At 61.1% G+C, this 24,870-nt stretch carries 22 protein-coding genes; 13 read left to right on the top strand and 9 right to left on the bottom strand.

Annotated features, from left to right (window positions below; genetic code table 11):
- Positions 1 to 53 precede the first annotated feature (53 nt).
- On the top strand, positions 54 to 1,178 hold the full coding sequence (locus H4W29_RS14155; RefSeq protein ID WP_192729463.1) for an acyl-CoA dehydrogenase: 1,125 nt from the start codon (positions 54 to 56) through the stop codon (positions 1,176 to 1,178).
- 65 nt (positions 1,179 to 1,243) lie between these two features.
- On the opposite strand, the gene H4W29_RS14150 is transcribed toward H4W29_RS14155, so the two are convergent.
- Positions 1,244 to 1,705, bottom strand: coding sequence for an RrF2 family transcriptional regulator (locus H4W29_RS14150; protein WP_113319555.1), 462 nt, complete (start codon positions 1,703 to 1,705; stop codon positions 1,244 to 1,246).
- Positions 1,706 to 1,916: 211 nt separating this feature from the next.
- Positions 1,917 to 2,705: an SDR family NAD(P)-dependent oxidoreductase gene (locus H4W29_RS14145; protein WP_192729462.1), complete on the bottom strand. Its 789-nt coding sequence runs from the start codon at positions 2,703 to 2,705 to the stop codon at positions 1,917 to 1,919.
- Positions 2,706 to 2,867: 162 nt separating this feature from the next.
- Here H4W29_RS14145 and H4W29_RS14140 point away from each other — a divergent pair, with 162 nt between their 5' ends.
- Positions 2,868 to 3,635: a TIM barrel protein gene (locus H4W29_RS14140; protein ID WP_192729461.1), complete on the top strand. Its 768-nt coding sequence runs from the start codon at positions 2,868 to 2,870 to the stop codon at positions 3,633 to 3,635.
- Between the two features lie 38 nt (positions 3,636 to 3,673).
- Here the strand turns inward: H4W29_RS14140 and H4W29_RS14135 are convergent, their stop codons facing one another.
- Entirely contained in the window at positions 3,674 to 4,729 is a 1,056-nt protein-coding gene (locus H4W29_RS14135; RefSeq protein ID WP_192729460.1) for a LacI family DNA-binding transcriptional regulator, read from the bottom strand.
- Between the two features lie 182 nt (positions 4,730 to 4,911).
- On the opposite strand from H4W29_RS14135, the gene H4W29_RS14130 reads away from it, so the two are divergent.
- From H4W29_RS14130 to H4W29_RS14095, 8 genes are all read left to right on the top strand, one after another.
- Complete coding sequence (locus H4W29_RS14130; RefSeq protein ID WP_192729459.1) at positions 4,912 to 6,837, top strand: ABC transporter substrate-binding protein; 1,926 nt, start codon at positions 4,912 to 4,914, stop codon at positions 6,835 to 6,837.
- An 87-nt stretch (positions 6,838 to 6,924) separates the two neighbouring features.
- Complete coding sequence (locus H4W29_RS14125; protein WP_192729458.1) at positions 6,925 to 9,033, top strand: alpha-amylase family protein; 2,109 nt, start codon at positions 6,925 to 6,927, stop codon at positions 9,031 to 9,033.
- Between the two features lie 107 nt (positions 9,034 to 9,140).
- The gene (locus H4W29_RS14120) at positions 9,141 to 10,127 is read left to right on the top strand and encodes an ABC transporter permease (protein WP_132653339.1); all 987 of its coding nucleotides are present in this window, start codon (positions 9,141 to 9,143) and stop codon (positions 10,125 to 10,127) included.
- 10 nt (positions 10,128 to 10,137) lie between these two features.
- Positions 10,138 to 11,325: an ABC transporter permease gene (locus tag H4W29_RS14115; protein ID WP_192729457.1), complete on the top strand. Its 1,188-nt coding sequence runs from the start codon at positions 10,138 to 10,140 to the stop codon at positions 11,323 to 11,325.
- A 10-nt stretch (positions 11,326 to 11,335) separates the two neighbouring features.
- Positions 11,336 to 13,048 carry an ABC transporter ATP-binding protein gene (locus H4W29_RS14110; RefSeq protein WP_192729456.1) on the top strand — a complete coding sequence of 571 codons (1,713 nt, stop codon included), beginning with the start codon at positions 11,336 to 11,338 and terminating at the stop codon, positions 13,046 to 13,048.
- 10 nt (positions 13,049 to 13,058) lie between these two features.
- A complete protein-coding gene (gene otnI, locus H4W29_RS14105) occupies positions 13,059 to 13,838 on the top strand; it encodes a 2-oxo-tetronate isomerase (protein WP_192729455.1) in 780 nt (259 codons plus the stop codon).
- Positions 13,839 to 13,845: 7 nt separating this feature from the next.
- On the top strand, positions 13,846 to 14,721 hold the full coding sequence (locus H4W29_RS14100) for a 2-hydroxy-3-oxopropionate reductase (RefSeq protein ID WP_192729454.1): 876 nt from the start codon (positions 13,846 to 13,848) through the stop codon (positions 14,719 to 14,721).
- Between the two features lie 107 nt (positions 14,722 to 14,828).
- The gene (locus H4W29_RS14095; RefSeq protein ID WP_192729453.1) at positions 14,829 to 16,931 is read left to right on the top strand and encodes a beta-galactosidase; all 2,103 of its coding nucleotides are present in this window, start codon (positions 14,829 to 14,831) and stop codon (positions 16,929 to 16,931) included.
- Here H4W29_RS14095 and H4W29_RS14090 read toward each other — a convergent pair whose 3' ends face one another.
- Genes H4W29_RS14090 through H4W29_RS14065 form a run of 6 tightly spaced genes read right to left on the bottom strand, consistent with a single transcriptional unit; the run spans position 16,932 to position 22,555 of the window.
- Positions 16,932 to 17,660 carry an ABC transporter ATP-binding protein gene (locus H4W29_RS14090; protein ID WP_183732435.1) on the bottom strand — a complete coding sequence of 243 codons (729 nt, stop codon included), beginning with the start codon at positions 17,658 to 17,660 and terminating at the stop codon, positions 16,932 to 16,934.
- Positions 17,657 to 18,481 carry an ATP-binding cassette domain-containing protein gene (locus H4W29_RS14085; protein WP_192729452.1) on the bottom strand — a complete coding sequence of 275 codons (825 nt, stop codon included), beginning with the start codon at positions 18,479 to 18,481 and terminating at the stop codon, positions 17,657 to 17,659. Before H4W29_RS14085 ends, H4W29_RS14090 begins: the two co-directional genes overlap by 4 nt.
- Entirely contained in the window at positions 18,474 to 19,331 is an 858-nt protein-coding gene (locus tag H4W29_RS14080) for an ABC transporter permease (RefSeq protein ID WP_192729451.1), read from the bottom strand. Before H4W29_RS14080 ends, H4W29_RS14085 begins: the two co-directional genes overlap by 8 nt.
- Positions 19,328 to 20,410, bottom strand: a complete 1,083-nt coding sequence (locus H4W29_RS14075; protein ID WP_192729450.1) for an ABC transporter permease — start codon at positions 20,408 to 20,410, stop codon at positions 19,328 to 19,330. The genes H4W29_RS14080 and H4W29_RS14075 overlap by 4 nt, the downstream gene beginning before the upstream one ends.
- Positions 20,411 to 21,997: an ABC transporter substrate-binding protein gene (locus tag H4W29_RS14070; protein ID WP_192729449.1), complete on the bottom strand. Its 1,587-nt coding sequence runs from the start codon at positions 21,995 to 21,997 to the stop codon at positions 20,411 to 20,413. It lies immediately after the preceding gene.
- Between the two features lie 27 nt (positions 21,998 to 22,024).
- On the bottom strand, positions 22,025 to 22,555 hold the full coding sequence (locus H4W29_RS14065; RefSeq protein WP_192729448.1) for a carboxymuconolactone decarboxylase family protein: 531 nt from the start codon (positions 22,553 to 22,555) through the stop codon (positions 22,025 to 22,027).
- Between the two features lie 229 nt (positions 22,556 to 22,784).
- Here H4W29_RS14065 and H4W29_RS14060 point away from each other — a divergent pair, with 229 nt between their 5' ends.
- From H4W29_RS14060 to H4W29_RS14050, 3 genes are read left to right on the top strand one after another with little or no spacing between them, the layout of a single operon-like run.
- Positions 22,785 to 23,456: an amino acid ABC transporter permease gene (locus tag H4W29_RS14060; RefSeq protein WP_192729447.1), complete on the top strand. Its 672-nt coding sequence runs from the start codon at positions 22,785 to 22,787 to the stop codon at positions 23,454 to 23,456.
- Complete coding sequence (locus H4W29_RS14055; RefSeq protein ID WP_192729446.1) at positions 23,456 to 24,127, top strand: amino acid ABC transporter permease; 672 nt, start codon at positions 23,456 to 23,458, stop codon at positions 24,125 to 24,127. The genes H4W29_RS14060 and H4W29_RS14055 overlap by 1 nt, the downstream gene beginning before the upstream one ends.
- Before the next feature lies 1 nt (position 24,128).
- Positions 24,129 to 24,863: an amino acid ABC transporter ATP-binding protein gene (locus tag H4W29_RS14050; RefSeq protein WP_192729445.1), complete on the top strand. Its 735-nt coding sequence runs from the start codon at positions 24,129 to 24,131 to the stop codon at positions 24,861 to 24,863.
- Positions 24,864 to 24,870: the final 7 nt, after the last annotated feature.

Genomic DNA, 24,870 nt, shown 5'->3' with positions numbered 1-24,870 from the left:
TTACGCAAGTCGATGCAATCACGCACTTTTTTAGCGCTAGGAAAGAGTGGCAGATGGGCACAGTATCGCAACTGCACGACAACGTGCGTCCTCCGGCGCACCGCATCGAGACCGAGGAAGAGGCCATCTCCGCGGCGCGCGAGCTTGCGGTCGGCTTTCGCCGGCAGGCAAGTGAGCGCGACATTAACCGCCTCATGCCGAATATCGAGCTCGACGCACTCTCGCAATCCGGCCTCACAGCAATCACCGTCCCCCCTGAATATACCGGGCTCGATATTTCCAACGCCCTGCTCGCCGAGATCGTCGCCATCGTCGCCGAAAGCGATGCCTCGATCGGCAACGTGCTGGCATCTCACTTCCGCGTGCTGGAAGGGCTGCGTAACCAGCCCTCGGAAGAGCTGAAGATCGTCCTTTTCACCCGTGCGCTCGACGGCGACCGTTTCGCGGCAACCCGTTTTGCCGATCAGGCAAGCCTCGTCGCCGAAGGCTCCGGCCTTCGCCTGACAGGCCGGTCGGAACAGGCAGCCGCCATCCTTTTCTCCGACTGGATCGCCGCAGCAGCGATCGATCCCGGCGGCCGCAGGGTGATGTTGCATCTGCAGCGTGACAGCGACGAACTGCAGGCAGTGGATGACTGGGATGCTTTCGGGCTGCGCACGAACGGCACAGCAACGCTGATTGCCGGCAAGCTGCATGTGAATGCCGATACTGTCATCGCCGCTCTGCCCGGCGATCACACGACGGAAAAGTCCTTGGGCCTTCTGCTGCAGGCAGCCGTCAGCCTCGGTATCGCCCGTGCAGCCTTTGCCGACCTGCTCGTCATGGCGAAGGAGCCTTCTGCCCTCTTTGGCAAAATCGGTGAGCGCGCCATCCGCATCGAAATCGCGACCGGCGCGCTGGAACAGGCAGGCCGCAAACTGGATATCGCCCAGGTAAGTCCCGCCGAGGCAGCCATGGCGGAAGCCTATTTCTGCGCCTCATCCGCCTGCCTCGCTGCAATCGAGGTGGCGCTGGACACGGCAAATGCTCTATTCGAACTGGCCCGGGGCGCGACCGGCAGCATAGCGCTCAACCTCGACCGTCACTGGCGTAACGCCCGCATCCATGACATGGCAATCCAGCGCGAGCCGCTGTTGAACGCAGCGGGCGCGTATATTCTGAAAATCAGGGAAAGCTGAAGCAATTCCAGCAAAGCTGTGCCGCGGTCTGCGTTCGGAATTGCGTGAAATAAAGGGAGCGCGGATCAGCTCGCGGCGGAAACCGGAACCTTTTCCTCTACCGTTTCGATGCCCCCGCCGACAACGAACTGTTCGAGCGTCATGTTGTCGAGAATGGCGGCGATCGCGTCCCGGACTTCGGTCATCGAGCGCCGCACCTGACAGGTCTCGGGATCCGCACAATCGTCGCAGGCCTCATAGGCCGTGCGGCTGGCACACCGGATCGGCGCGAGCGGCCCGTCCAGCGTGCGGATGACATGACCGATGCGGATCTCCGACGCTGGCCGCGACAGCGAATAGCCACCGCCCGGCCCCTTCTTTGATCGCAGGATACCGACATTGCGCAGTTCGAGCAGGATCGTATCGAGAAACTTCTTCGGAATATTGTTGCGCGAGGCGATATCGTTGATGAAGGCGGTCTCGCCCGGCGCAAGCCGCGCCAGATCGACCAGCGCCTTCAATCCGTATTTTCCCTTTTTCGTCAACATCTCGGTCGCCCTGCACTTTGCGGCATTATGCTTCTGTAATAGCAGGCAAATAGAGTCAAAACCATGAAGAGACAACAAAATAACCCGTTTTTATAGGTTATTTCGGCTATCTATGTTGCCGTAAAACCGCGCCTTCAAGTCTCCTGAGCCCCAGCAAGATTGATGTGCCGGTCCCGTCTTGGGCAAGCCTAAGCGAGACCGGAAACACGAACTATACCGTTTTCAGCATCCCGCCATCGACGAAATAGGTAGAGCCGATGCTATAGCTCGACCGGTCGGAGCAGAGGAAGACGAAGAAATTCGCGAGCTCCTCCGGCGTGCCGAAACGCTTGGACGAGGCATGCTCATCTGCCACGCTCTGCAGATAGCCCTCCCAATCGCCACCGGTCTCCGCCGTCAGTTGCTTGGCGGTCTTGATCCAGTCCGGCGTCAGGATAAGGCCGGCATTGATGCAGTTGACGCGGATCTTGTCCTTCACGAGCTCGACGGACAGCGTCTTGGAAAACATCATCAGCGCCGCCTTGGTGACGTTGTAGATCGGCTCATACCAGAGCGGCTGCACAGCACAGATCGAGGCATTGTGGAGGATTACGCCGCCGCCGCGCTTCTTCATCTGCGGCGCAATTCCGCGGGCAAGGCGCACGGCGGCCATCACATGCAGATCAAAATACGCCTGCCACTTCTCGTCGGGCGCCTCCATGACCGTCTCGTTCGAGCCGGTGCCGGCATTGTTGATGAGAATATCCGCTCCACCGCGTTCGGCTGCCGCCGCGATGATCGCCTCCGTGCCTTCGACAGTCGCCACATCGCTTTCGACCGCAATGGCGCTGACGCCGTATTTTTCAGCGATGCGCACGGCTTCGGCATCCAGCCGCTCGCGTCCACGCGCAGACAAAATGAGGTTGGCGCCCTCAGCCGCCAGCCCTTCGGCGATCGCCAGCCCGATACCGACCGAACCACCTGTGATGACGGCGGTCTTTCCCTTCAATCCAAGATCCATGAAATCCTCCCAATCCGGCCGGCGTCCGGCCGCTCCGCCAACTCTTCCGGCATTGGTTCTGCCCGTCAAGCCGTGACGGAAAATCATCGGTGCCGTTAGCTGGTCCCTCTTGCCGCAAGTCGCGATCTGTCGCATGCCTGCTGGCATAGTGGAGGAATTTTCATGCGCCTTTATTCAGCTTGCATTGAATGGCTGTTTGCCGAGGAAGGCGATCATTTCGCCGATCGCGTCCGCCGCGCCCATGCCGCCGGCCTCAAGGCCATCGAGTTTTGGCGCTGGACGGACAAGGACCTCGACACGATCGAAGCCGCATTGAAGGAAACCGGCCTCAAGGTGACGAGCCTCGTCGCCGAACCGATGATCGCGCTTACAAACGCCACCAATCGCGAAACCTGGCTGAAGGGCCTTGCCGATTCCGTTGCCGTCGCAAAGCGTCTCGGCGCGCCGGTGCTGATCGCACAGGCGGGCGACGACCTCGCGGGCTTCGCGCGGGACGAACAACGCAAGTCGCTCACCGAAACACTGCGGGCCGGCGCCGATATTCTTGATGGCAGCGGCGTGCGCCTCGGTGTCGAACCGCTGAACATCCGCATCGACCATGTCGGCTATTTTCTCGATTCCACCCGCGAGGGGCTGGATATCGTCGATGATGTCGCCCGTCCGGAAATCGGTATCGTCTATGATATCTATCATTCCGCCGTCATGGACGAGCGCACGGAAGATGTTCTGGCTGGCCGCATAGACCGCGTGTTTCACGTCCACGTAGCCGATCACCCAGGCCGCAACGAACCTGGCACCGGCAAGATCGATCTCGTTCACCGCCTCAACTGGATCTTCGCCAACGGCTACACCGGCGCTGTCGGCCTGGAATACAAGCCGATAGCACCGGGTGCCGATGCGGTGAAGGCGGCTATTGCGAGGTTGGGCTGACACTCAGCTTCTGCCGCCACCCGGCAGCACCAGCCCAATCACTTCACGAGCGCGTTGTTCTCAGCGATTTCCGATTGCAGCTTTACTGGATCGGTCGCTGCCGTGACCTTGCACGGACCGGCAGACCGGCGCTCGACGATGCGTGACGCGATCATGACGCGGCGGGCAGGCATGCCGGGCAGACGCGGATTTTCTATCCGCTCCAGGAGCAGCCGGAGACCGACGGCCCCGCCCTCCTGTCCTTCCATTTTCACCGTCGTCAATGGCGGCGAAATCTGCGTGGCCGGAGAGAAATCGCCGAAGCCGACGACCGAGACGTCATCGGGAATGCGATAGCCCTGGCCCAGCAGCTCGGAAACCACCGTCAGCGCCAGTCCGTCATGGGCACAGAAGAAGGCCGTCGGGTGAATGCCCTTTGCCTTGAGGTCCTTGAAAACCTCGCCGAAACCGACCTGCTCGTCGAAACGCAGCACATGCAGCGCAACATCCTCGCAGCGTTCGGCAATCTCCCGCGCCCCGTAGAAGCGTTCGCGCCGGCCTCGGAAACCGGGCGTGCCGTTGACATAGCAGATCGACCGGTGGCCAAGCCCGATCAGATATTGAAGCACGGCCTGGCCCGCCTCATGGTCCGTGCCGGTGATCTGATCCGCCTGCTCCAGAGGATCAACCCAGCCGAAACGCACGATCGGCACCCCGATTGCCGTTGCTGCGGCGATTGCCCCCCGGTCATGCGGGCCGACAAGCAGCAACCCGGCGCAGGAACGCGCCAATTCCTCAAGCTGACCGGCGCTATGTGTCCAGCGGATGCGTAGCGCCATGCCCAGCCTGTGTGCCTCACGCTGCACGCCATTCTGGATCTGCATATAGAGTTCACTGTTGACGGCATCGAGATCGTGGAAAACGACAGCGATATCGTTCGTCTGCGATTGGCCGGCAGGACGCGTATAGCCCAGCCGCTCGGCCGCCTCCCGGATCAGCGCGCGCGTCTCCTCACTGACGCCGCTCTTGCCTGCCAGCGAGCGCGACACCGCATATTTCGAGAGGCCAACCTCCCGCGCGATCGTCTGTAAGGTAACTCGCCCCCTGCTTCCCACTCTACACCTCGATGTTCCCAGGCATTCGGAACGCTTCCGCTACACCGCCCTAACGAAATTGCAAATTCTTGCACTAACAGAACATAACGCTTTACCTAACAATATTCAAATGCATTCTTTCTGTTATCCCAGCCTCAAAGCAAAAATAACGATAAGGCTGGGGATTTTTGGAGGAGAACCCTATGATCAAGCTGAAACGTCGTGCGTTTCTGGCCGGGACTTCGGCCGTTCTGATCCTGCCGGCTCTGCCGGCCTTCGCCGCCGACTTCAAGGAAGCGGACATTCTGAAGGAGAAAGTTTCAAGCGGCACGCTGCCGGCCCTGAAGGACCGGCTGCCGGAAAACCCGCTTGTCATCAAGCCGGTCGAAAGCGTCGGCAAACATGGTGGCGACTGGAACATGGCCCTCGTGGGCGGCGGCTCGCTATCGATGCTGTTCCGTTATCAGGCCTATGAACCGCTGCTGCGCTATACGCCGGACTGGTCCGGCGTGACGCTGAACGTCGCCGAAGCTTTCGATGGCAATGCGGATTCCACCGAATATACCATCCGCCTGCGCAAGGGTATGAAGTGGTCAGACGGTCAGCCCTATACCACCGCCGACGTGAAATTCTGGTACGACACCATCCTCACTGACAAGCGTGTCGCCGCCACCGGCCAGGGCCATTGGAAAAGCGGCGGCCAACCTGCCAAGCTCGAAGTCGTCGACGAACAGACGTTTAAAGTAATCTTCGACAAACCTAACGGTATGTTTCCTCTGCAGGTCGCCTGGGCCAATAACGACCAGACGACGCGCTGCCCGAAGCACTATCTCGAGCAATTCCACATCGACTACAACCCGAAGGCCGACGAACTTGCCAAGCAGCAGGGCTTCGAAAGCTGGATCGTGGCTTTCCAGACCGCTTCCGGCTTCCGGGACGACAATGCCTTCTTCCTGAACTCCTCGAAGAAGCCTTGCCTACATGCCTGGATGTTCACGATCGCGCCCGGCGAGAACACCGAGCGGGCCGTGGCCGAACGCAATCCCTTCTATTGGAAGGTCGATACCGAGGGTAACCAGCTGCCCTATATGGACCGCATCGTCTACCAGATGGTCGCCGACCCGCAGGTGCTGCTCCTGAAGGCCATGCAGGGTGAAGTCGACTTGATGGACCAGTATATCGCCACGCCGAACAACAAGTCGGTGCTCTACGATGCGCGCGAGCAGGGCAAATATGATTTCTACACACTGACTTCGACCGAAGCCAATGTGATGAATTTCATCTTCAACCTGAACCACAATGACGAGACCAAGCGCAAGCTCTTCCGGAACAAGGATTTCCGCGCAGCACTCTCTATGGCACTTGATCGCCAGGCACTGATCGACGCCGTACTCGTCGGCCAGGGTGCGCCTGCCCAGCCTTCGATCAAACAGAGCGATCCGCTCTACAACGAGCAACTCGCCACACAGTTCACGAGCTACGATGTCGACAAGGCGAACGCAATGCTCGACACGCTCATTCCGAAGCGTGACGACCAGAACTTCCGTCTGGACGAGAAGGGCCGCCGCCTGACGGTGATCTTCGAGATCGACCAGGCACGCGCCGTCTTCCTCGATCTCTTCCAGCTGGTCATTCCGATGTTCCAGGCGGTCGGTATCGATGCACAGATGCGCACCATGGACCGCTCGCTCTGGGAAACCCGTGTTCGCCAGGGCCGCGATTTCGATGCCACGGCCCACCAATTCGGCGCCAATGGCGGCGTCGCCGCCATGCTCGACCCGCGTTACTACGTGCCGACGGATTCGAACGCCATGTACGCTCCGGCCTGGCAGCTCTGGTATCTCGACCGCAACAATGCCAATGCGGAAGAGCCGCCGGAAGAAACGAAGAAGCAGCTTGAGCTCTACGACAAGCTGAAATCGACCTCCGATCCAGCCGGCCAGCAGGGGATCATGAAACAGATCCTGCAGGGTGCTGCCGACAACTTCTATGTCTTCGGCATTTCCCTGCCGCCGGATGGCTACGGGATCGTCAAGAACAATATGAAGAACATCACCAAGACCATGCCGAATTCCTTCGGCTGGCCGACGCCTGCTCCCACCATGCCGGAGCAGTTCTACAAGGTATGATGGCCTGAGACAGCTTGATGCATTGCAGGCGCCGGCCCCACCGGCCGGCGCCGCGGCCCTTCTTTTGCCAATGATTGGATGAAGACGATGCTCGACGCCAGAAGACAGAACACCGACACGCTGCGCACGCCGTACTGGTTCAAGACCGCAACGCGCTGGACCCAGCTAACCTTCGTGGAGGACGATCCGGAGAAATACGATCCGGCCTTCTGGGTCGATGTCTTCAAGCGCACGAAATCCAATGCCGTCTGCCTCAGCGCCGGCGGCTACATCGCCTATTATCCGAGCGAAGTGCCCTATCACTATGTGAGCAAATATCTGGGTGATAAGGATATTTTCGGAGCGCTCGTCGATGCTGCCCGCAAGCTCGACATGCATGTCATGGCCCGTGTCGATCCGCATGCGATCCACGACGATGCCGCCAAGGCGCATCCCGAATGGGTCATGATCAATGCCGATGGTACGCCGCGCCGCCACTGGGCCTATCCCGATGTCTGGGTCACCAATGCTTATGGCGATTACAACACGGTCTTCATGCCTGAGGTCGTCAAGGAAATCGTCCGCAAATACGATATCGATGCCGTCTTCGCCAATCGCTGGCAGGGTCACGGCGTCGATTACAGCGAAGACAGCGCCCGCCGATTCAAGGATATGTTCGGCCACGCTTTGCCGAAGAAGGCGGATGCCGAGGATCCGGCCTGGCAGGCCTGGGTGCAGTGGCGCCGCCGTGTGCTGACCGACATGATCGCCCAGTGGGACGATGCGGTCAAAGCGATCCGCCCGCATGCGAGCTTCATCCCCAACATGGGCGGCGCCTCGCTGATGGAATTCGACCTCTCGGTCATCGCCAAACACTGCCCCTTCCTCGTCGTCGATCATCAGGGCCGCAAAGGTCTGGAGCTGGGCTGGTCGGCCGGCCGCAATGGCAAGCGCATCCGCGCCACCTTCCCCGACCGTCCGGTCGTGCTCATCACCTCGATCGGCCCGGAAGAGGAATATCGCTGGAAGGATGCCGTTACCTCTGGCGAGGAAATGCAGCTCTGGATCAATGACGGCACGGCCCACGGCCTCTATGCCTGGTTTACCAAGTTCAACGGCGTCGTACCCGACAAGCGTTGGGTGGAGCCGGTCGCCGACGCTTTCGCCCTGCAGGCTGCCGTCGAGCCCGTTCTCGAAAGCATGCATCCGACGGCGGAAATCGCCGTCATCGACCCCTCGACGACGCTCCGCCACTGGGCGCCGGAGGAGCGCCATAGTGCCGAAAAGCACGATCTCGGTTTCTACCACGCCCTCGTCGAAGCCCGCTTGCCCTTCGAGCTTGTCTCCGATCAGGTTCTGACGAAGGAAAATCTCGACCGCTTCAAGCTGATCATTCTCGCCAACGCTTCCTGCCTTTCGGATGCTCAAAACGAGGCGCTCCGCACCTATGTGGAGCGCGGCGGCAGCATTGTCGCCTCCTACGAAACGTCGCTGCGCGACGAATTCGGCAAGAAGCGCAGCGAGTTCGGCCTCTCTGACGTGCTGGGCGCCAAATTCGTCTCCGGCCCGCGCGGCATCGTCAAGAACACCTATGTGGCGCTGTCGGGCGATCATCCCATCAATCAGGGCTATGAGGGTGCCGAACGCATCATGGGCGGCACGCGCCTGATCCATGCCGATCCGACTGGCAATGCGACGACGCCTTTCCTCTATGTGCCCGATTTCCCGGATCTGCCGATGGAGGAAGTCTACCCGCGCAAGGCTCCTGAAGGGGCTGGCGTCATCACCCGCGAAACCGGCAAGGGTGGCCGCACGGCCTATATCCCCTGGAATATCGGCGAAATCTTCTGGGAAGTCTTTGCCGTCGATCATGGCAGGCTGATCGCCAATGCTGTCCGCTGGGCACTCGGCAAGACCTCGCGCGTCACCATCGAAGGCCCCGGTGTCATCGACATGGCCTTGCGCGAAAATGCCGAAGGGATCGCCGTCAGCCTCTTCAACCTCACCAACCCGATGATGATGAAGGGGCCGATACGCGAAAATTACCCTCTGGCGGCCCAGACGGTTTCAGTGGAAATTCCTCAGGGCAAGTCGGTGGCCAGGGCTTGGCTTGTTGTTACTGACCGCGCCGCAAACTTCAGCGTCAAGGACGGTCGTGCACTGGTGGAGGTGCCGGGCATTGAACGGCTGGAGGTTCTGCACCTCACCTGGAAATGAGGTGACGAGGCTAAGAGGAGCGCTTTCGGCCTGGAGGGGCCGAAAGCGGATGGAGATCCGAAGGAAGCGCCTGACCCGGTGCTCTCAACGGGAGGAGAAACATTCCGATGCTTGGCTACATCTTCAAGCGCGTGCTTTACATGATCCCGACGTTGATCGGCATGTCGCTGATCTCGTTCCTGATCATCCAGTTGCCGCCAGGTGACTATCTGACCTCGATGATCGCGACGATGAGCGACAGCGGCCAGGCCGTCGATCCCGCGCAGATCGAGCGGCTGAAAGAGATCTACGGTTTCGATGATCCCTTCTACATCCAGTATTTGAAATGGATGTGGGGCATCGTCAGCCGTGGCGATTTCGGCTGGTCGTTCGAGTGGAACCAGCCCGTCTCCGGCCTCATCTGGGCGCGCATGGGATCGACGCTGGTGATCTCGCTCTTGAGCCTTCTCTTCGTCTGGATCGTTGCCTTGCCGATAGGCATCTATTCGGCCGTGCGCCGCCATTCGGTCGGCGATCATGTCTTCACCTTCTTCGGCTTCATCGGCCTTGCCGTGCCGAACTTCATTCTGGCGTTGACGCTGATGTACATCGCCTACCGCTACCTCGGCCAAAGCGTCGGCGGCCTCAACTCTCCCGAATTTGCCGAAGCGCCCTGGAGCCTCGCCAAGGTCGGCGACTTCCTCGCCCATCTCTGGATCCCGATCATCATCATCGGCGCTTCGGGCACGGCCGCTCTGATCCGCATCCTGCGCGCCAACCTGACGGACGAATTGCACAAGCCCTATGTCATCACCGCCCGCGCCAAAGGCCTGCCGGAATACAAGGTGATCATGAAATATCCGGTGCGCATTGCGCTGAACCCCTTCGTCTCGGCAATCGGCTGGGTGCTGCCGCATCTCGTCTCGGGTGTCACGATCACCGCGATCGTGCTGAACCTGCCGACCGCCGGTCCCCTGCTCTTCCGCGCGCTGGTCTCGCAGGACATGTATCTCGCCGGCAGCTTCATCCTTCTGCTCTCGGCGCTGACCCTCGTCGGCATGCTCCTTTCGGACCTGCTGCTTGCGCTGCTCGATCCGCGCATCCGGTTCAACTGAGGAGGCGCCGATGACGCACGAAACATTCGGAACCCATACCGGTCCCCTGAACGTGGTCGCCGACGGCCCCTCGATCAGCCCGCTGAAACAGGGCAAGACCGTCTCGACGGCCGCCATCGGCCCGTGGCGGCTGATTGCCGGCAAGCTCATCCGCCAGAAGGTGGCGATGGTCGCCGGCGTGATCATCCTCCTCCTCTATCTCATCGGCCTCTTCGCCGAATTCCTGGCGCCTTCCCTGCCCGCAACCTCGAAGCCGCAATATACCTATGCGCCACCGCAGGGCCTCAGCTTCTTCGTCACCAAGCCGGATGGCAGCTCCGAATTCAACTTCCATGTGAAGGGCTACAAGGTGGAGATCGACAAGGTGGCGCTGAGGCGTACCTTCGTCGTCGACAACACAAAGGTCGTGCCGGTCGGCTTCTTCGTCAAAGGTCCGGCCTATTATCTCTGGGGCCTGATCCCGATGACCACGCATTTCTTCGGCCCGATCAATCCCAATGATCCCATGTACCTGCTCGGCGCCGACCGCCTCGGCCGTGATGTGCTTACGCGGCTGATCTACGGCACCCGCATTTCCATGTCGATCGGCCTCGTCGGCGTCGCCATGTCACTGGTGCTTGGGGTCGTCCTCGGCTCCATCTCCGGCTTCTACGGTGGTTGGGTCGACACACTCATCCAGCGTGTCATCGAAGTGGTCAGCGCCATGCCGACCATCCCGCTCTGGCTCGGCCTTGCAGCGGCGATCCCGCTCACATGGTCGCCGGTGATCGTCTATTTCGTCATCACCATCATCGTCTCGCTGCTCGGCTGGACCAGCCTTGCCCGTGAGGTGCGCGGTCGTTTCCTGGCGCTACGCAGCGAGGATTTCGTCACCGCCGCAAAGCTCGATGGGTCGAGCGAGGCGCGGCTGATCTTCCGGCATATCCTGCCCTCGCTGACGAGCCATATCCTCGCCGTCGTCACCCTTGCAGTGCCGACGATGATCGTCGCCGAAACCTCGCTCTCCTTCCTCGGCATCGGCCTCAAGCCACCGGTCGTCAGCTGGGGCGTGCTGCTGCAGGACGCCCAGAATATCCGCACGGTCGCAACCGCACCCTGGCTGCTGATCTGGCCGTCTCTGGCAGTCGTCATCGCCGTCCTGTCCTTCAACTTCTTCGGTGACGGTCTGCGCGATGCAGCCGATCCCTATGACAATTGAGGAGGAAGCCATGACCGATCTTCCTGATGACGTCGTTCTCTCGGTTGAAAACCTCTCGATCGATTTCCGGCTGCGCACGCATATCCTGCATGCCGTAGAGAATGTGAGCTTCCAGCTCAAGCGCGGCCAGACGCTCTGCCTCGTCGGTGAAAGCGGCTCCGGCAAGAGCGTGACGGCCCGCTCGCTGCTGCAGATCGTCGACAAGCCCGGCACCATCGTCGGCGGCCGCATCCTGCTGCGCAACGGCAGCGAGATCACCGATATTGCTACGCTCGAACCCGGCAGCCGCGCCATGCGCGAGATCCGCGGCCGGCGCATCGGCCTGATCTTCCAGGAGCCGATGAGTTCGCTCTCGCCGGTCCACACCATCGGCTCGCAGATCATCGAGGCGATCCGCCTGCACAGCAATCTCGACAAGAAGGCGGCGCGCGCCCGCATGGTCGAATTGCTGCGTCAGGTGGAAATCCCCAATCCCGACAAGATGGCCGACCGCTACACGTTCGAATTTTCGGGTGGCATGCGCCAGCGCGCCATGATTGCCATGGCACTATCAGGCAATCCGGATATCCTGATCGCCGACGAGCCGACGACCGCTCTCGACGTGACGACACAGGCTGAAATCCTCGACCTCATCAAGCGCTTGCAGGTCGATCGCGGCATGGCGATGCTGCTCATCACCCATGACATGGGCGTCGTCGCGGAAGTGGCTGATGAGGTCGCCGTCATGCGCTTTGGCCATATCGTCGAGCGGGGTCCCGTCGATGCGATCTATCATGCCGCGACCCATCCCTATACGCGCCAGTTGCTGGCTTCGACGGTGAAGCTCACACATCACGTCGAAGGCAGATTGCCGGCGGCCATCGCGCTATCTTCGCAAGCACCGCAGCCGATCCTCTCGATTCGCAATCTCAGCAAGACCTTCGGCTGGCATGGCAATGCCAATACGCTGCGCGCCGTAGATGACGCCAATTTTGACCTCTATCCCGGTGAAAACCTCGGCATCGTCGGCGAAAGCGGTTCCGGCAAGACGACGCTTGGCCGTCTGATCCTGCGCACCGTCGAGCCGACGACCGGCAGCGTCCTCTATCGAGGCAGGGATGGCGGTGAGACCGATGTCACCAAGCTCGGCAAGAAAGAACTTCGCAACTTCCATCGCGAAGTCCGCCTCGTCTTCCAGGATCCCTTCGCCTCATTGAACCCGCGCATGACCGTCAAGGAAGTGATTGGCGATCCGCTCATCGTCAACGGCCTTGCCAAGGGCAAGGCGCTTGAAGATCGCGTCGCCGAACTGATGCGCCTCGTCGGCCTCGATCCGATGGGAATGGAGCGCTATCCGCACGCCTTCTCAGGCGGCCAGCGTCAGCGCATCGGGATTGCCCGTGCGCTTGCGCTGGACCCACGCATCATCATCGCCGATGAGGCAACCTCGGCGCTCGACGTATCCATCCGCAGCCAGATCCTTGATCTGCTGCTCGATATCCGCCAGCGGCTGAACCTGAGCTTCATCTTCATCTCCCACGATATTTCCGTGGTACGCTACTTCTGTGACCGCGTCGCCGTCATGCATCGAGGCAAGATCGTCGAACTTGGCGAGGCCGAGCAGATCTGCACCGCGCCACAGGAAGCCTATACGAAGAGCCTCATTTCCGCCGTTCCCAATCCCGATCCCCGCGACAAGCGCATGCTGCACCGGCATCGTTTCATCGCTCCCGCCAATGCCTGAGGATGTTCCAGTGCCGAAATTTTCCGCCAATCTTTCTTTCCTCTATCAGGATCTTGCCTTTCTGGACCGCTTCGCCGCTGCCGCGAAGGACGGCTTCGGCGCGCTCGAATATCTTGGCCCCTATGCCGAACCGAAGGAAAAGGTCGCCGATGCTCTCCAGGCAAACGGCCTGAAGCAGGCGCTCTTCAACGTGCCCTCGGGAGATTGGGCCGGCGGCGAGCGCGGTATCGCCTGCCTGCCGGATCGCATCGAGGAGTTCCGGAGCGGCATCTCGCTGGCGCTCGATTACGCCAAGGCGCTCGCCTGCCCGCAAGTCAACGTCATCTCCGGCCTCGTGCCGAAGGGAGCCGATCTCGCAACGCTGGAAAAGGTGCTGGTCGAAAACCTGAAATATGCCGCCGAGCGCGCGGCCGACGCCGGCGTGAAGCTGCTGATCGAGCCGATCAATCTGCGCGATATTCCCGGCTTCTTCCTGTCGAACACCGACCACGCCGAGCGCATCCTCGAAAAGGTCGGCTCCGACAATCTCTACATCCAGTATGATTTCTACCACATGCAGATCATGCAGGGCGACCTGATCCCGACCTTCACAAGGCTGAAGGACAGGATCGCCCATGTGCAGATCGCCGACAATCCCGGCCGCAACGAGCCCGGCACGGGCGAGATCAACTACGGCTTCATCCTCTCCGAACTCGACCGCCTCGGCTACGACGGCTGGGTCGGCTGCGAATACAAGCCGAAGGCCGGCACCAGCGAAGGCCTCGGCTGGATGAAACCCTACCGGAAGTGAGCGTGACATGAATATCGGTTTTATCGGACTGGGCGTCATGGGTCGCCCGATGGCGGAACACCTGATCGATGCAGGCCATACCCTGCATCTGAGCCGCGTGAAGGAAGCCTCCCAGCACCTCGTCACCAAGGGCGGCAAGGCTGCTCATAGCGCCAAGGCTGTCGCGCAAGCCTCCGACATCATCATCCTGATGCTGCCGGATACGCCTGACGTCGAAGCCGTTCTCTTCGGCGAAGACGGCGTGGCCTCGGGCCTGTCCGCCGGCAAGCTGGTCATCGACATGAGCTCGATTTCCCCCGTCGCCACAAAGGGTTTTGCCAAGCGGATCGAAGCGCTCGGCTGCGACTATCTCGATGCACCTGTTTCCGGCGGCGAGGTCGGCGCCAAGGCCGCCTCGCTGACGATCATGATCGGCGGCAAGGAAGCGGCCTTCGAGCGCGCCAGGCCGCTCTTCGAGAAGATGGGCAAGAACATCACGCTGGTCGGCGGTGTCGGCGACGGCCAGACGGCCAAGGTCGCAAACCAGATCATCGTCGGGCTGACCATTGAAGCCGTCTCCGAAGCACTGCTCTTTGCCAAACGCGCCGGCGCCGATCCGGCCAAGGTGCGTGCCGCCCTGATGGGCGGCTTTGCGGCCTCGCGCATTCTGGAAGTCCATGGCGAACGCATGGTCAAGGAAACCTTCGACCCCGGCTTCCGCATCCGCCTGCACCGTAAGGACATGACGCTTGCCGTCGATGCCGCGCGCGCGCTCGATCTCTCGCTGCCGAACACGGCCGCGACCCAGCAGCTCATGAATGCCGCTGTTGCCAATGGCGACGGTGAACGCGACCATTCCGCCCTTATTCGCACGCTCGAGCTCCTCGCCGGAGGGCCGCGCTAGATCAGGACCACCTAGAACACCCGGACGACATCTTCGATTGCCTCCTGCCGGAGCCCTTCTCCGGACGGCGAAGCCATGTCCGGACATCGACAGAGAAGGACAGGACAATGCTCAGAAACGATATCCAATTCCCGTTCGGCGCCGTCTATTTCCGCAAGTCCAATCCGCCGCGCGACGATTGGGAGCGTGACTACACGACCGCCGGCGAAGACGGCCTCAACATCTTCCGCCACTGGTTCATGTGGAGCGCGATCGAAGTGGCCCCCGGTGTCTACGACTGGGAGGAATATGACCGACAGCTCGATCTCGCCGCCAAGAACGGCATCAAGACGGTCATCGCCGAACTCATCCATGCCGTACCGGACTGGGCGGTGCGCAAATATGCCGATGCGCTGCAGGTCAATGCCGACGGCACCAAGCTCGGCTCCTACATGGGCGTCTCGGCCGCAACGGGCGGCTTTTCCAACAATGGTGGCGGCGCTGGCGCACTGACGCTGAACTGCCCGGAAGTGAAGGAAGCCGCCGGTAAATTCCTGACCGCACTTGCCACCCGCTACAAGGATCATCCGGCGATCTACGGCTATGACGTCTGGAACGAGGTCAACTATTCCGCCGACGTCGATTACAGCAGCTATGCCAAGGCCGCCTTCCGCAAATGGCTGGAAAAGAAATACGGCAGCCTGAAAGTGCTCGCCAAGGCCTGGCACCGCTACAGCTATGCCGAATGGGACGATGTCGAGCCGCCGGTCCATATGGCGCCTTACCCTGAATGCATCGACTGGCTGCAGTTCAAGCGCGACAACTTCTACGACCAGATGCAGTGGCGCATCGACACCATCCGCGCCGTCGATCAGAAGAACGTCATCGCCGCCCACGGCATTTCCGGCGCGATCCCCAATATGGCGGCCAATGGCTGCGACGACTGGCTCGCCGCCTCCAAGGTGGAAATCTACGGCTTCACCTGGATCCAGGCCCGCAAGGGCACGGAGCCGTGGAAGACCTGGTACGGTGTCGATATCAACCGCGCCGCCGCCCGCGGCAAACCCTTCTGGCATGCGGAGCGCCAGGGCGGCCCGCTCTGGCTGCAGCCGCAGGTAATCAGCCGCGACAAGGAAGATGGCCGTGTCGCTGAACCCGAGGACATCCGCATCTGGAGCATGACCTCCTTTGCCGGCGGGGCGCGCGGCGTCCTCAATCTGCGCTGGCGCCCGCTGCTCGACGGCCCGCTCTTCGGCGCCTTCGGCGCCTATGGCATGGATGGCAGCCGCACGCCACGCTCCGACATGCAGAGCGCCATGGCGAAATGGGCGAATGATCCAGCGCAAAAGACGCTCTGGGACGCAAAGCCTGTTCGTGGCGAGGTCGGCATTCTGGTTGTCCCGGAAACACAGGAATGGGATTACCTGCTGAACTACGATCGCAAGGAAAAGCCTTATCCGGAAGCCATGTGGGGCGCCTACCGTGCCTTCCTCGCACAGGGCCTGCAGCCGGATTGGGTGCATATCGAGGATATTGACGCCTACGACTTCCTCTATTTCCCCTACCCGATCATGTTTACTGCCGCGCAGGCGTCGCGTCTGAAGGCCTGGGTGAAAAAGGGCGGCACGCTGATTGCGGAAGCTTGCCCCGGCTATTTCGGCGACCGCGGCCATGTCGGCCAGGCGCAGCCGAATATGGGGCTCGATGAGGTCTTCGGTGCACGCGAGGAAGAAGTGGAATTCATGCCGGATATCGGCGACCGCATCCACTTCAAGTTCGACGACATGGCCGTCGATGGCGGTGGCCTCCTACAGTCCTATCGCCTGACCGGCGGCACCGGCCGCGGCACGTTTGACGGCGGGCGTCTCGCCGTCGTCGAAAACCGCTTTGGCAAGGGCCGCACCCTGCTAATCGGCACCAACCCCTCTGTCGCCTTCTACCGCACCGACGGCAAGGCGAATGCCGCCTTCTTCGCCGAACTGGTGAAATGGAGCGGCAGGACGCGCCACGCGAGCCTGTCCAACGACGCGCTCTTCGCCCGCATCCACAAGGGCGAAAACGGAAGCTTCCTCTGGTTGGTCAACCCGACACGCAAGGCGCAGACGACGACGGTCACGCTCGCCGATAGGAAGCTGTCAGGCGGCAGACTCGCCTGGCCGGTGAACCATGCCTACGATGCCAGCCGCATCGAAGTGCCAGCTCGCGACGTGCTGATCCTGCCAATCGCCTGACTAGCGAACGGCAAGCTGCTCGACCCAGCCGCCTTGCGAAAGCGCGGCGCGGTCGAGTTCGGTTTCGACGCGACCGGCCCGCATCAGCACAGCCCGGTCGCACATATGCGCGACGACGCCAGGATCGTGGCTGACAAGCACGAAGGTCATCCCATGCGAGGCCTTGAGGTCGTTCAGCAGGTTCAGGATTTCGGCCTGCACCGAGACATCGAGCGCCGAAGTGGGCTCGTCGAGTAGCAGCAGCTTTGGCTTCAGAAGCAGCGCACGGGCAATCGCCACGCGTTGCCGCTGCCCGCCGGAAAGCTGGTGCGGATAACGCACGGCCGCAGTAGCCGGCAAGCCGACCTGATCGAGCGCAATACTCACCTCGTCCTCGACATTGCGCATGCCCCGCAACGCCAACGGCTCACCGAGAATGCGGGAGATGCGGTGGCGCGGATGCAGCGAGGAATAGGGATCCTGGAACACCATCTGGATATTGGATCGCAACGCGCCGGTGATTTTATGCCCCGGCTGCAGCGCCTCGTCGAAGACGGTGATGGAGCCTTGCCAATGGGTGTTGAGCCCGGCAACGGCACGCAGCACCGTCGTCTTGCCGCAGCCGGAAGGGCCGATCAGTCCGAATGTCTCGCCCGCCGCGACCTTGAAGCTGACACCGCGCACGGCGGTAAAACCCTTGCCGCTGCCCTGGAAGGTCACGGAAAGATCCGAAACGGAGAGCGCACTCATGCCTCGCCTCCATAAACCGGCAACCGTGTCCCATAAGTCGCCGCCGAAGGCCGTGCTGCCCAGAGCGCCCGCGTGTAATCCGATCTGGCATTGGCAAGATCGGCCGACGCCATCTGCTCTTCGATCTTGCCTTGGCGCATGACCATGACGCGGTTGGCATAACGCGAGACCTGCTGCAGATCGTGGCTGATGAGAAGCAGCCCCATGCCGAGTTCTTCCGTAAGCGATCGCAGCAACGTCAGGATCTGGTCCCGCAATCCGCGATCCAGCGCCGAAGTCGGCTCGTCTGCGATCAGCAGCTTCGGTCGGTTGATCAGCATGGCCGCGATCATCACGCGTTGGCCCATGCCGCCCGAGAGGGCAGCAGGATAACTCGAATAGACGCGCTGCGGATCGGGCAGGCCGACCTTCTCCAGCATATCGAGCGCCTGCTCGCGCCGTTCGGCAGCAGAAAGCTTGGTGTGTAAAAGCAATGCTTCTTCCACCTGTCGGCCAACCTTATGGGCAGGGTTTAGCGAATATTTCGGATCCTGCAGGATCAGTCCCAGGCCACTGCCGCGCAGCCTGTTCCAGCCGGATGCGGACAGCGTCGTCAGTTCCTGGCCATCGAAGGCAAGACGCTTTGCTCGCACCTCCGCCCGACGCGGTAGCAGCCCCATGATCGCCCGACCGGTCATCGACTTGCCGGAGCCGGATTCGCCGACCAATGCAAGAACCTCGCGGCCGACCGAGAAAGACATACCATCGACGACGCGCACCGGCCCCGCCTCCGATGGAAAGGCGATCGACAGATCCTCGGCGGAAAGCAGCGGCTCAGTCATGGCGCGGATCCAGAATATCGCGCAGACCATCGGCCAGCAGGTTGAAGGCGAAGGAGGTGATCAGGATGGCAAAGCCCGGCACGGCCGCCACCCACCATTGATCGAAGATCACCTGCGTGCCCTCCGAGACCATCGAACCCCATTCCGCCGTCGGCGGACGAACACCGAGACCGAGGAAGCCGAGGCCGGCCGCGGCAAGAATGATGCCCGAGAGATCAAGCGCCAGGCGGATGATCGCCGAAGGCAGAACCAGCGGCAAAATATGCCCCCAGAGCAATCGTACCCCGCGAATACCAACCATTTCGGCGGCCGCCAGATAATCGCTGCGCCTGAGCGCTGCCGTCTCGACGCGCGCCTGACGCGCATAGGCAGGCCAGCTTGTCAGCGCCAGCGCCAGCGCACCGTTGATCAATCCCGGCCCCATGATGGCAACGAAGGCGAAGGCCAGCAGCAGCCGCGGAAAGGACATGACGATATCGGTGATCCGCATCAGCACACGCTCGGTGATGCCACCGAAAAAGCCCGAGACGATGCCGACAAGAATGCCGAGCGGCGCCATCAAGAGCACGACGACAAGCACCAGAAGCAGCGTCGGCCGCGCACCATAGATGATGCGCGACAGGATATCCCGGCCGAACCCGTCAGTGCCGAACCAGTGCGCGGCATCAGGCGGCATCAGGCGATTGGCCGTCTCCTGCAGGTTCGGATCATAGGGCGCAATCAAAGGCGCGAGCAGCGTAAGCGCCAGGATGACGAGCACAACCGCGCTGCCTGCCGCCGCCGAAGGCGAGCGCAGCACACGCCGCAGAAAGGACGGACCGCCTGATGGCGCCTGGACGATCGCGCTCATCGCTTCTTCCCCGATTCAAGCCGCGCCACGCCAAGATCGGTCATTGCGTTCAGAAGCACGAAGGAGGCACCAACGACGAGCGTCGCCCCGAGGATCGCCGGCATGTCACCGGCAAACATCGCCGTCGTCAGATACCGGCCAATGCCGGGCCAGGCGAAAACGGTCTCCGTCAGTACCGCACCCTCCAGCAGGCTCGCATAGGAAAGGGCAATCACTGTCAGCAGCGTCCCTGAAATATTCGGCAGGATGTGGATGAAGACGATGCGGCGCAGGTTCGCCCCCTTGGCGCGCGCCGTCGTCACATATTCCTGCCCGAGTTCGGTGAGGATCGCAGCGCGCGTCAGCCGCGAGATCGCAGCGAGCGCATGGAAGGCAAGCACGATCGCGGGCAGCGCCAGATGCGCCAGCGCATCGCGAAAGGCGCCGGCTTTGCCCGAGATCCAGGTGTCGATAAGCGCAAAGCCGGTGACGGATTTGACCGTATATTGAAAGACGACATCCGCCCTGCCCGGCCCCGGTGCCCAATGCAGCCGCGCGTAGAACAGGAGCAGCATCAAAAGGCCGAGCCAGAAGATCGGTACGGAGTATCCGAAAAGCGAGACGAAACGAGCAAGCCCGTCCACCCACGTCCCCTGCCGCATGGCGGCGGTTATGCCGAGCGCCAGTCCTACGCTGGCACCAAGGATGATCGCCGCCGTCGCAAGCTCTATCGTCGCCGGAAAAGTCCGGGCAATGTCCTTCGCCACCGGCTGGCCGGTCGAGATCGACTGCCCGAAATTGCCGGATAGTGCCGTCTCGACATAGCGGAAAAACTGCACCGGCAGCGGCTGATCCAATCCAAGCTCCAGCCGCGCCTGCTGATAGGTGGACTGGCTGGCATGGTCGCCGACAAGCTGCAGCGCCGGATCGATCGGCGACAACCGCGTCATGGCAAAGGTCACCAGCGCCAGCCCGAAAAGCGTCAGCGCAAAGGACCACAGCCATTTCGAAAGCGGCCAGACGAACGACAACTCCCGCCAGCTGTTGCGCTGGCGGGAGTTGGTCATGTCGGCATTATCAGGCGTTGCCCTTTGCGGCACTTATTTTGCTACCTTGTCGTAATAGACCTGGTCTGCATTGAGACCCTGGGCATAGTTCTTCACCTTGTCGCTTATCACGACCTGGTCATTGCCTTGAAGCATGAAAACGAAGGGCGAGCTTGCCTGGATCTTCTTCTGCAGATCCTGATAGAGCGCGGCGCGCTTGGCGGCATCCTGTTCCTTCACTGCAGCAAGCGTCTCGTCGGTCAGTTCCGGGATCACCCAGCCGGCCTGCTTGGCAACGGTATTGGCCGAGTTGTCCTTGTTGATCGCAAAGGCGCTGGCGTTGGAGTGAGCGTCGAAATAATCCGGGATCCAGTAGCGCAGCGTCATCTCGAACTTGCCGGCGCGGCCGCGGGCATAGATGTCGCTGGCAACACCCGGCTGGATGTCGAGCGTGATGCCGGCCTGAGCGAAGGTGGACTGCAGCGATTGAGCGATCGACAGGAACGGCTGGTCGTTGAAGACGATGAATTCGATCTTGAACGGCGTCTTGATGCCGCCGTCGGCAAGAATCTTCTTCGCCTTCTCGACGTCGAGCTTGAAGGGCGTGTCGCTGAGCGCGCCGGGGAAGCCGTTCGGCAGGAAGGCCTGGTGAACGCTGCTGTGGCCGCGCAGCAGATTCTTGGTGATGCCGTCATAATCGACGAGATAACGCGCCGCTTCCCAGAAAGCCGGTTTGCCGAGCGTCGGGTTCGCCTTGCTGTTCAGCAGGATATAGTCCTGGCGGGCGGAGGGGACGGAGAGCACCTTGATGCCGCTCTTGTCCTTCAGCGCTTCGATCTGGTCGGCAGACAGGCCGCGAGCAATATCGGCATCGCCCTGCTCGACGAGCAGGCGGCGGGCGCCGACGTCAGGCACGTTGCGGATAATGACGCTTTCGAGCGTCGGCTTGTCGGAGGAACTGGCATTGGCCTGCAGCACCAGCGCCTCATGCGGCGTGTAGGTGGCGATCGTGTAAGCGCCGCTGCCGGCCGAATTGGTCTTCAGCCAGCCATTGCCGAAATCATTGTCCTTGGCCTGCGGCGAAACCGTCTGCTCGTCGACGATGGATGCGATTGGCGCCGTCAGGATCGAAAGCGCAAAGCCGGAGCCGACATCGGCCGTCCAGGTCAGCCTGACGTGCTTGTCGTCAACCTTGGTGATCGCGGCATCGACATTGTCGGCTTTCCAGCCGAGCTCGTTGAGGATGAAGGCCGGCGACTTGTTGAGCTTTACCGCACGGGTCAGCGAGAAGATCACATCCTCAGGGCGAACCGGATTGCCGGACGCAAACTTCGCATCGGCAAGTGCAAAGGTCAGGCTCTTGCCATCGCTGCCGGCTTCCCAGGAAGCCGCAAGCGCAGCCTCGATCTTCGTGCCGTCATCGCGGTTGGACTGGACGAGGCGCTGATAGAGATTATTGAAGGACTGAACGGTCGTCAGTTCGAAGCCTTCAGCCGGGTCGAAGCTGACGGCATCGTCGATCGACTGGGCAACGACGAGTACGTTTGGCGGCGTTTCGGCGTGAACGACCGGCGCGCTGAAAGCCAGCGCCAGGCTGAAGACGGTGCCGAGCAGCTTGGCGCGGCTTGAAATGATGGACATGGAAAACTCCCCTCGGGTGATGAAAATTCAGTTAGAGCTTTCAGCAAAGGCCTCAAGCTCGGGATCGAAATCGACCTCGACAACATTGATGTAGACGGCAGTGGCAATCATGATGCCGGCGAAGGCCACGAGATCGACGAGCACCTTGGTGTCGTAGCACGCCTTCAGTTCGGCCCAGATATCGGCAGGAATGGCTTTGGAATCGGCGACGATCGCAATGCCGAAACGTTTAAGCAGAGATTCGGTCTCGCTGAGTTCCAAAGCATCCGGGTTGAACCCGTTCTTGATCAGCGCCCGCCGAAAGAAGGTGACGGCGATATCGGACTTCAGTGCCTTCGAGATCGAATGTGAGAAGATCCAGATCTCGCGATCACTGATGGCGGGGTTGAGCTCAGCTCTCAGCGTAAACCATTCGGCATAGATGCGGTGGGCTTCAGGCGAATGCAGGAGCGTTCGCTTCATGTTGGTCATGTTGCCGCGAACCCGCACTTCCTCGTCATGCGCTGCGCGAATCTCTTCGGAAGCGGTCTCGTAATCGATCTGGGGAAGCTGGCTCATGCAGATTGCTCTTTCTTTGTGCGATAAAGGCTAACGAGGTGGCGAGATATTGTGCAGTCCATATTCATCCAGCTTTTTCCCGTTTTGACGAAAAATATTCTGCCGAACGTAACCGGCCAAAACGAACTTTTCGTCACAGATATATCAGCATTTCATATCAGGCGTTCTTGACATCAGAGCACACAAACGACACGATGAAACCGGTTTCAATCACGCATAGGGAGTGATCGTGCGGTTCGACCTTTCGATCCTCTTGCCCCATCTGGGCTTTCTCGCGCAAGGCGCGCTGCTGACGGCAGAGGCCTGTGCTCTAGCGCTGATCGGCAGCGTCATCATGGGTGCATTCGTTGCCATTGCGCGCACGTCATCATCAACTGTTCTGCGCAGGATCTCCTTCGTCTACGTCGATATCTTCCGCAACGTGCCCTTCATCGTGCAGCTGTTCTTCTTCTATTACGGCCTGCCCGAGATCGGCATCTATATCGATGCCTTCACGACGGGAGTCGTGGCACTCTCGATTGCCGGCGGCGCCTATGCCTCCGACGTTATCCGCGCCGGCATTCTGGCGATCGATCCCGGCATCATCGAAGCCGCCGAAGTGAGCGGCCTGTCGCGCCGGGTGACTTTTACCAAGATCGTGCTGCCGATCGCGCTCAGAACCTCCGTTCGCCCGCTCGGCTCCGTGCTGATCAACATGATCCTGACATCGTCGATCCTCTCGACGATCACGCTGAACGAGCTGACCGGCTCGGCGCAGATCGTCGTCTCGCAGACCTACAGGCCCTTCGAGGTCTATGTCGTGCTGCTCGTCGTCTATGCAGTGCTGACCTATCTCGTCTCGCTCGGCATCGCCCTCCTCCACCGCCGCCTGAACCGCGACATGATGGAGGCTGTAGCCTGATGCGTTTTTCCGATTTCACGCCCTTCGATATCTGGCTGCTTTTACAGGGCCTCGGCGTCAGCCTCGGTCTGTTTCTCTCGACGTCCCTCATCGGTCTCCTGATCGGTACACTCTGGGCAATCTGCCGCTTCTATCGCGTGCCGGTGCTGACGCAGGTCATCACCTTCATTGCAGAACTCCTGAAGAACTCGCCTGTTCTGGTGCAGCTCTTCCTCGTCTTCTTCGGCCTGCCCGGCCTCTTGCACATCCGGATCACGCCGACGACGGCTGCCACCATCACGCTTTCGGCCAATTCCGCAGCCTTCGTCTACGTCATCGCGGTCTCGGCAATCGAATCCATCGGCCGCGACCAGATCGAAGCCGCTCGCGTCTTCGGCCTCACCCGTTGGCAGGTGCTGCGCCATGTCGTGGCGCCGCAGGCAATGGCCTTCGCCATCGGCCCGCTGACGGCGCTGCTCGTCAACCAGCTGCAGGTCACATCGCTGATCTCGGTCATAGGCGTCGTCGATCTCACCAAGATAGGCAACATCCTGAATCTGCGCACGCTCAAACCCTTCATCGTCTGGACGGCGGTCGGGCTGCTCTATTACCTCTGCGCCAAGCTGCTCGCATGGCTGGGCGCCCGCTTCGAAAACCGCCTCAGGGCGCATTCCGCCTGGAGAGGGCTCTAATATGCTCAAAGTAGAAAACGTCAAAAAGGCCTTTGGTCCTACAACCGTTCTCGATGGCGTCAACCTCACCATCAATCCCGGCGAGGTCGTCTCCATCCTCGGCTCCTCCGGCTCCGGCAAATCGACGCTGATCCGTTGCATCAACGGCCTGGAGAAGCTGAACGGCGGCAGTATCACCGTCGATGATTTCGACGTCGGCAAGCCGAAGGAATTGGCCGAAGCTCGCAAGCGCTCGGCCACCGTTTTCCAGCTCTTCAATCTCTATCCGCACATGACCGTGCTCGGAAACGTGACGCTGGCTCCAGTCGAAGTGCTGAAAAAGCCGCGTGCCGAAGCCGAAGCCACCGCCCGTGCGCTGCTGCAATCTGTTGGCCTCGGAGACCGCGCCGATGCCTATCCGGCCCAGCTTTCCGGCGGCCAGCGCCAGCGCGTCGGCATTTGCCGGGCGCTTGCCATGCATCCGCGTTACCTGCTGCTTGATGAAGTCACCAGCGCGCTCGACCCGGAAATGACGGCCGAAGTGCTGGCTATCCTCGCCAAGCTCGCAGCCGAAGGCACAACCATGCTCTTCGTCACCCACGAGATCGAATTCGCGCGGCAGATTTCCAACCGCATCGTCTTCCTCGACAAGGGCAAGCTGCTCGTCGATCTGCCGACTGCGGATTTCTTCGCCGCCGAGGGCGGCATGACCAACCCGCGTATCGCCCAGTTCCTGTCCAAAATGCGTAAGGATTAGAGGTATT

This window comes from Rhizobium viscosum (assembly GCF_014873945.1).
GTDB classification, from domain to species: domain Bacteria; phylum Pseudomonadota; class Alphaproteobacteria; order Rhizobiales; family Rhizobiaceae; genus Rhizobium; species Rhizobium viscosum.
The sequence above is the reverse complement of the archived record's forward strand: the minus strand, read 5'-3'. Positions and strand labels throughout refer to the sequence as shown.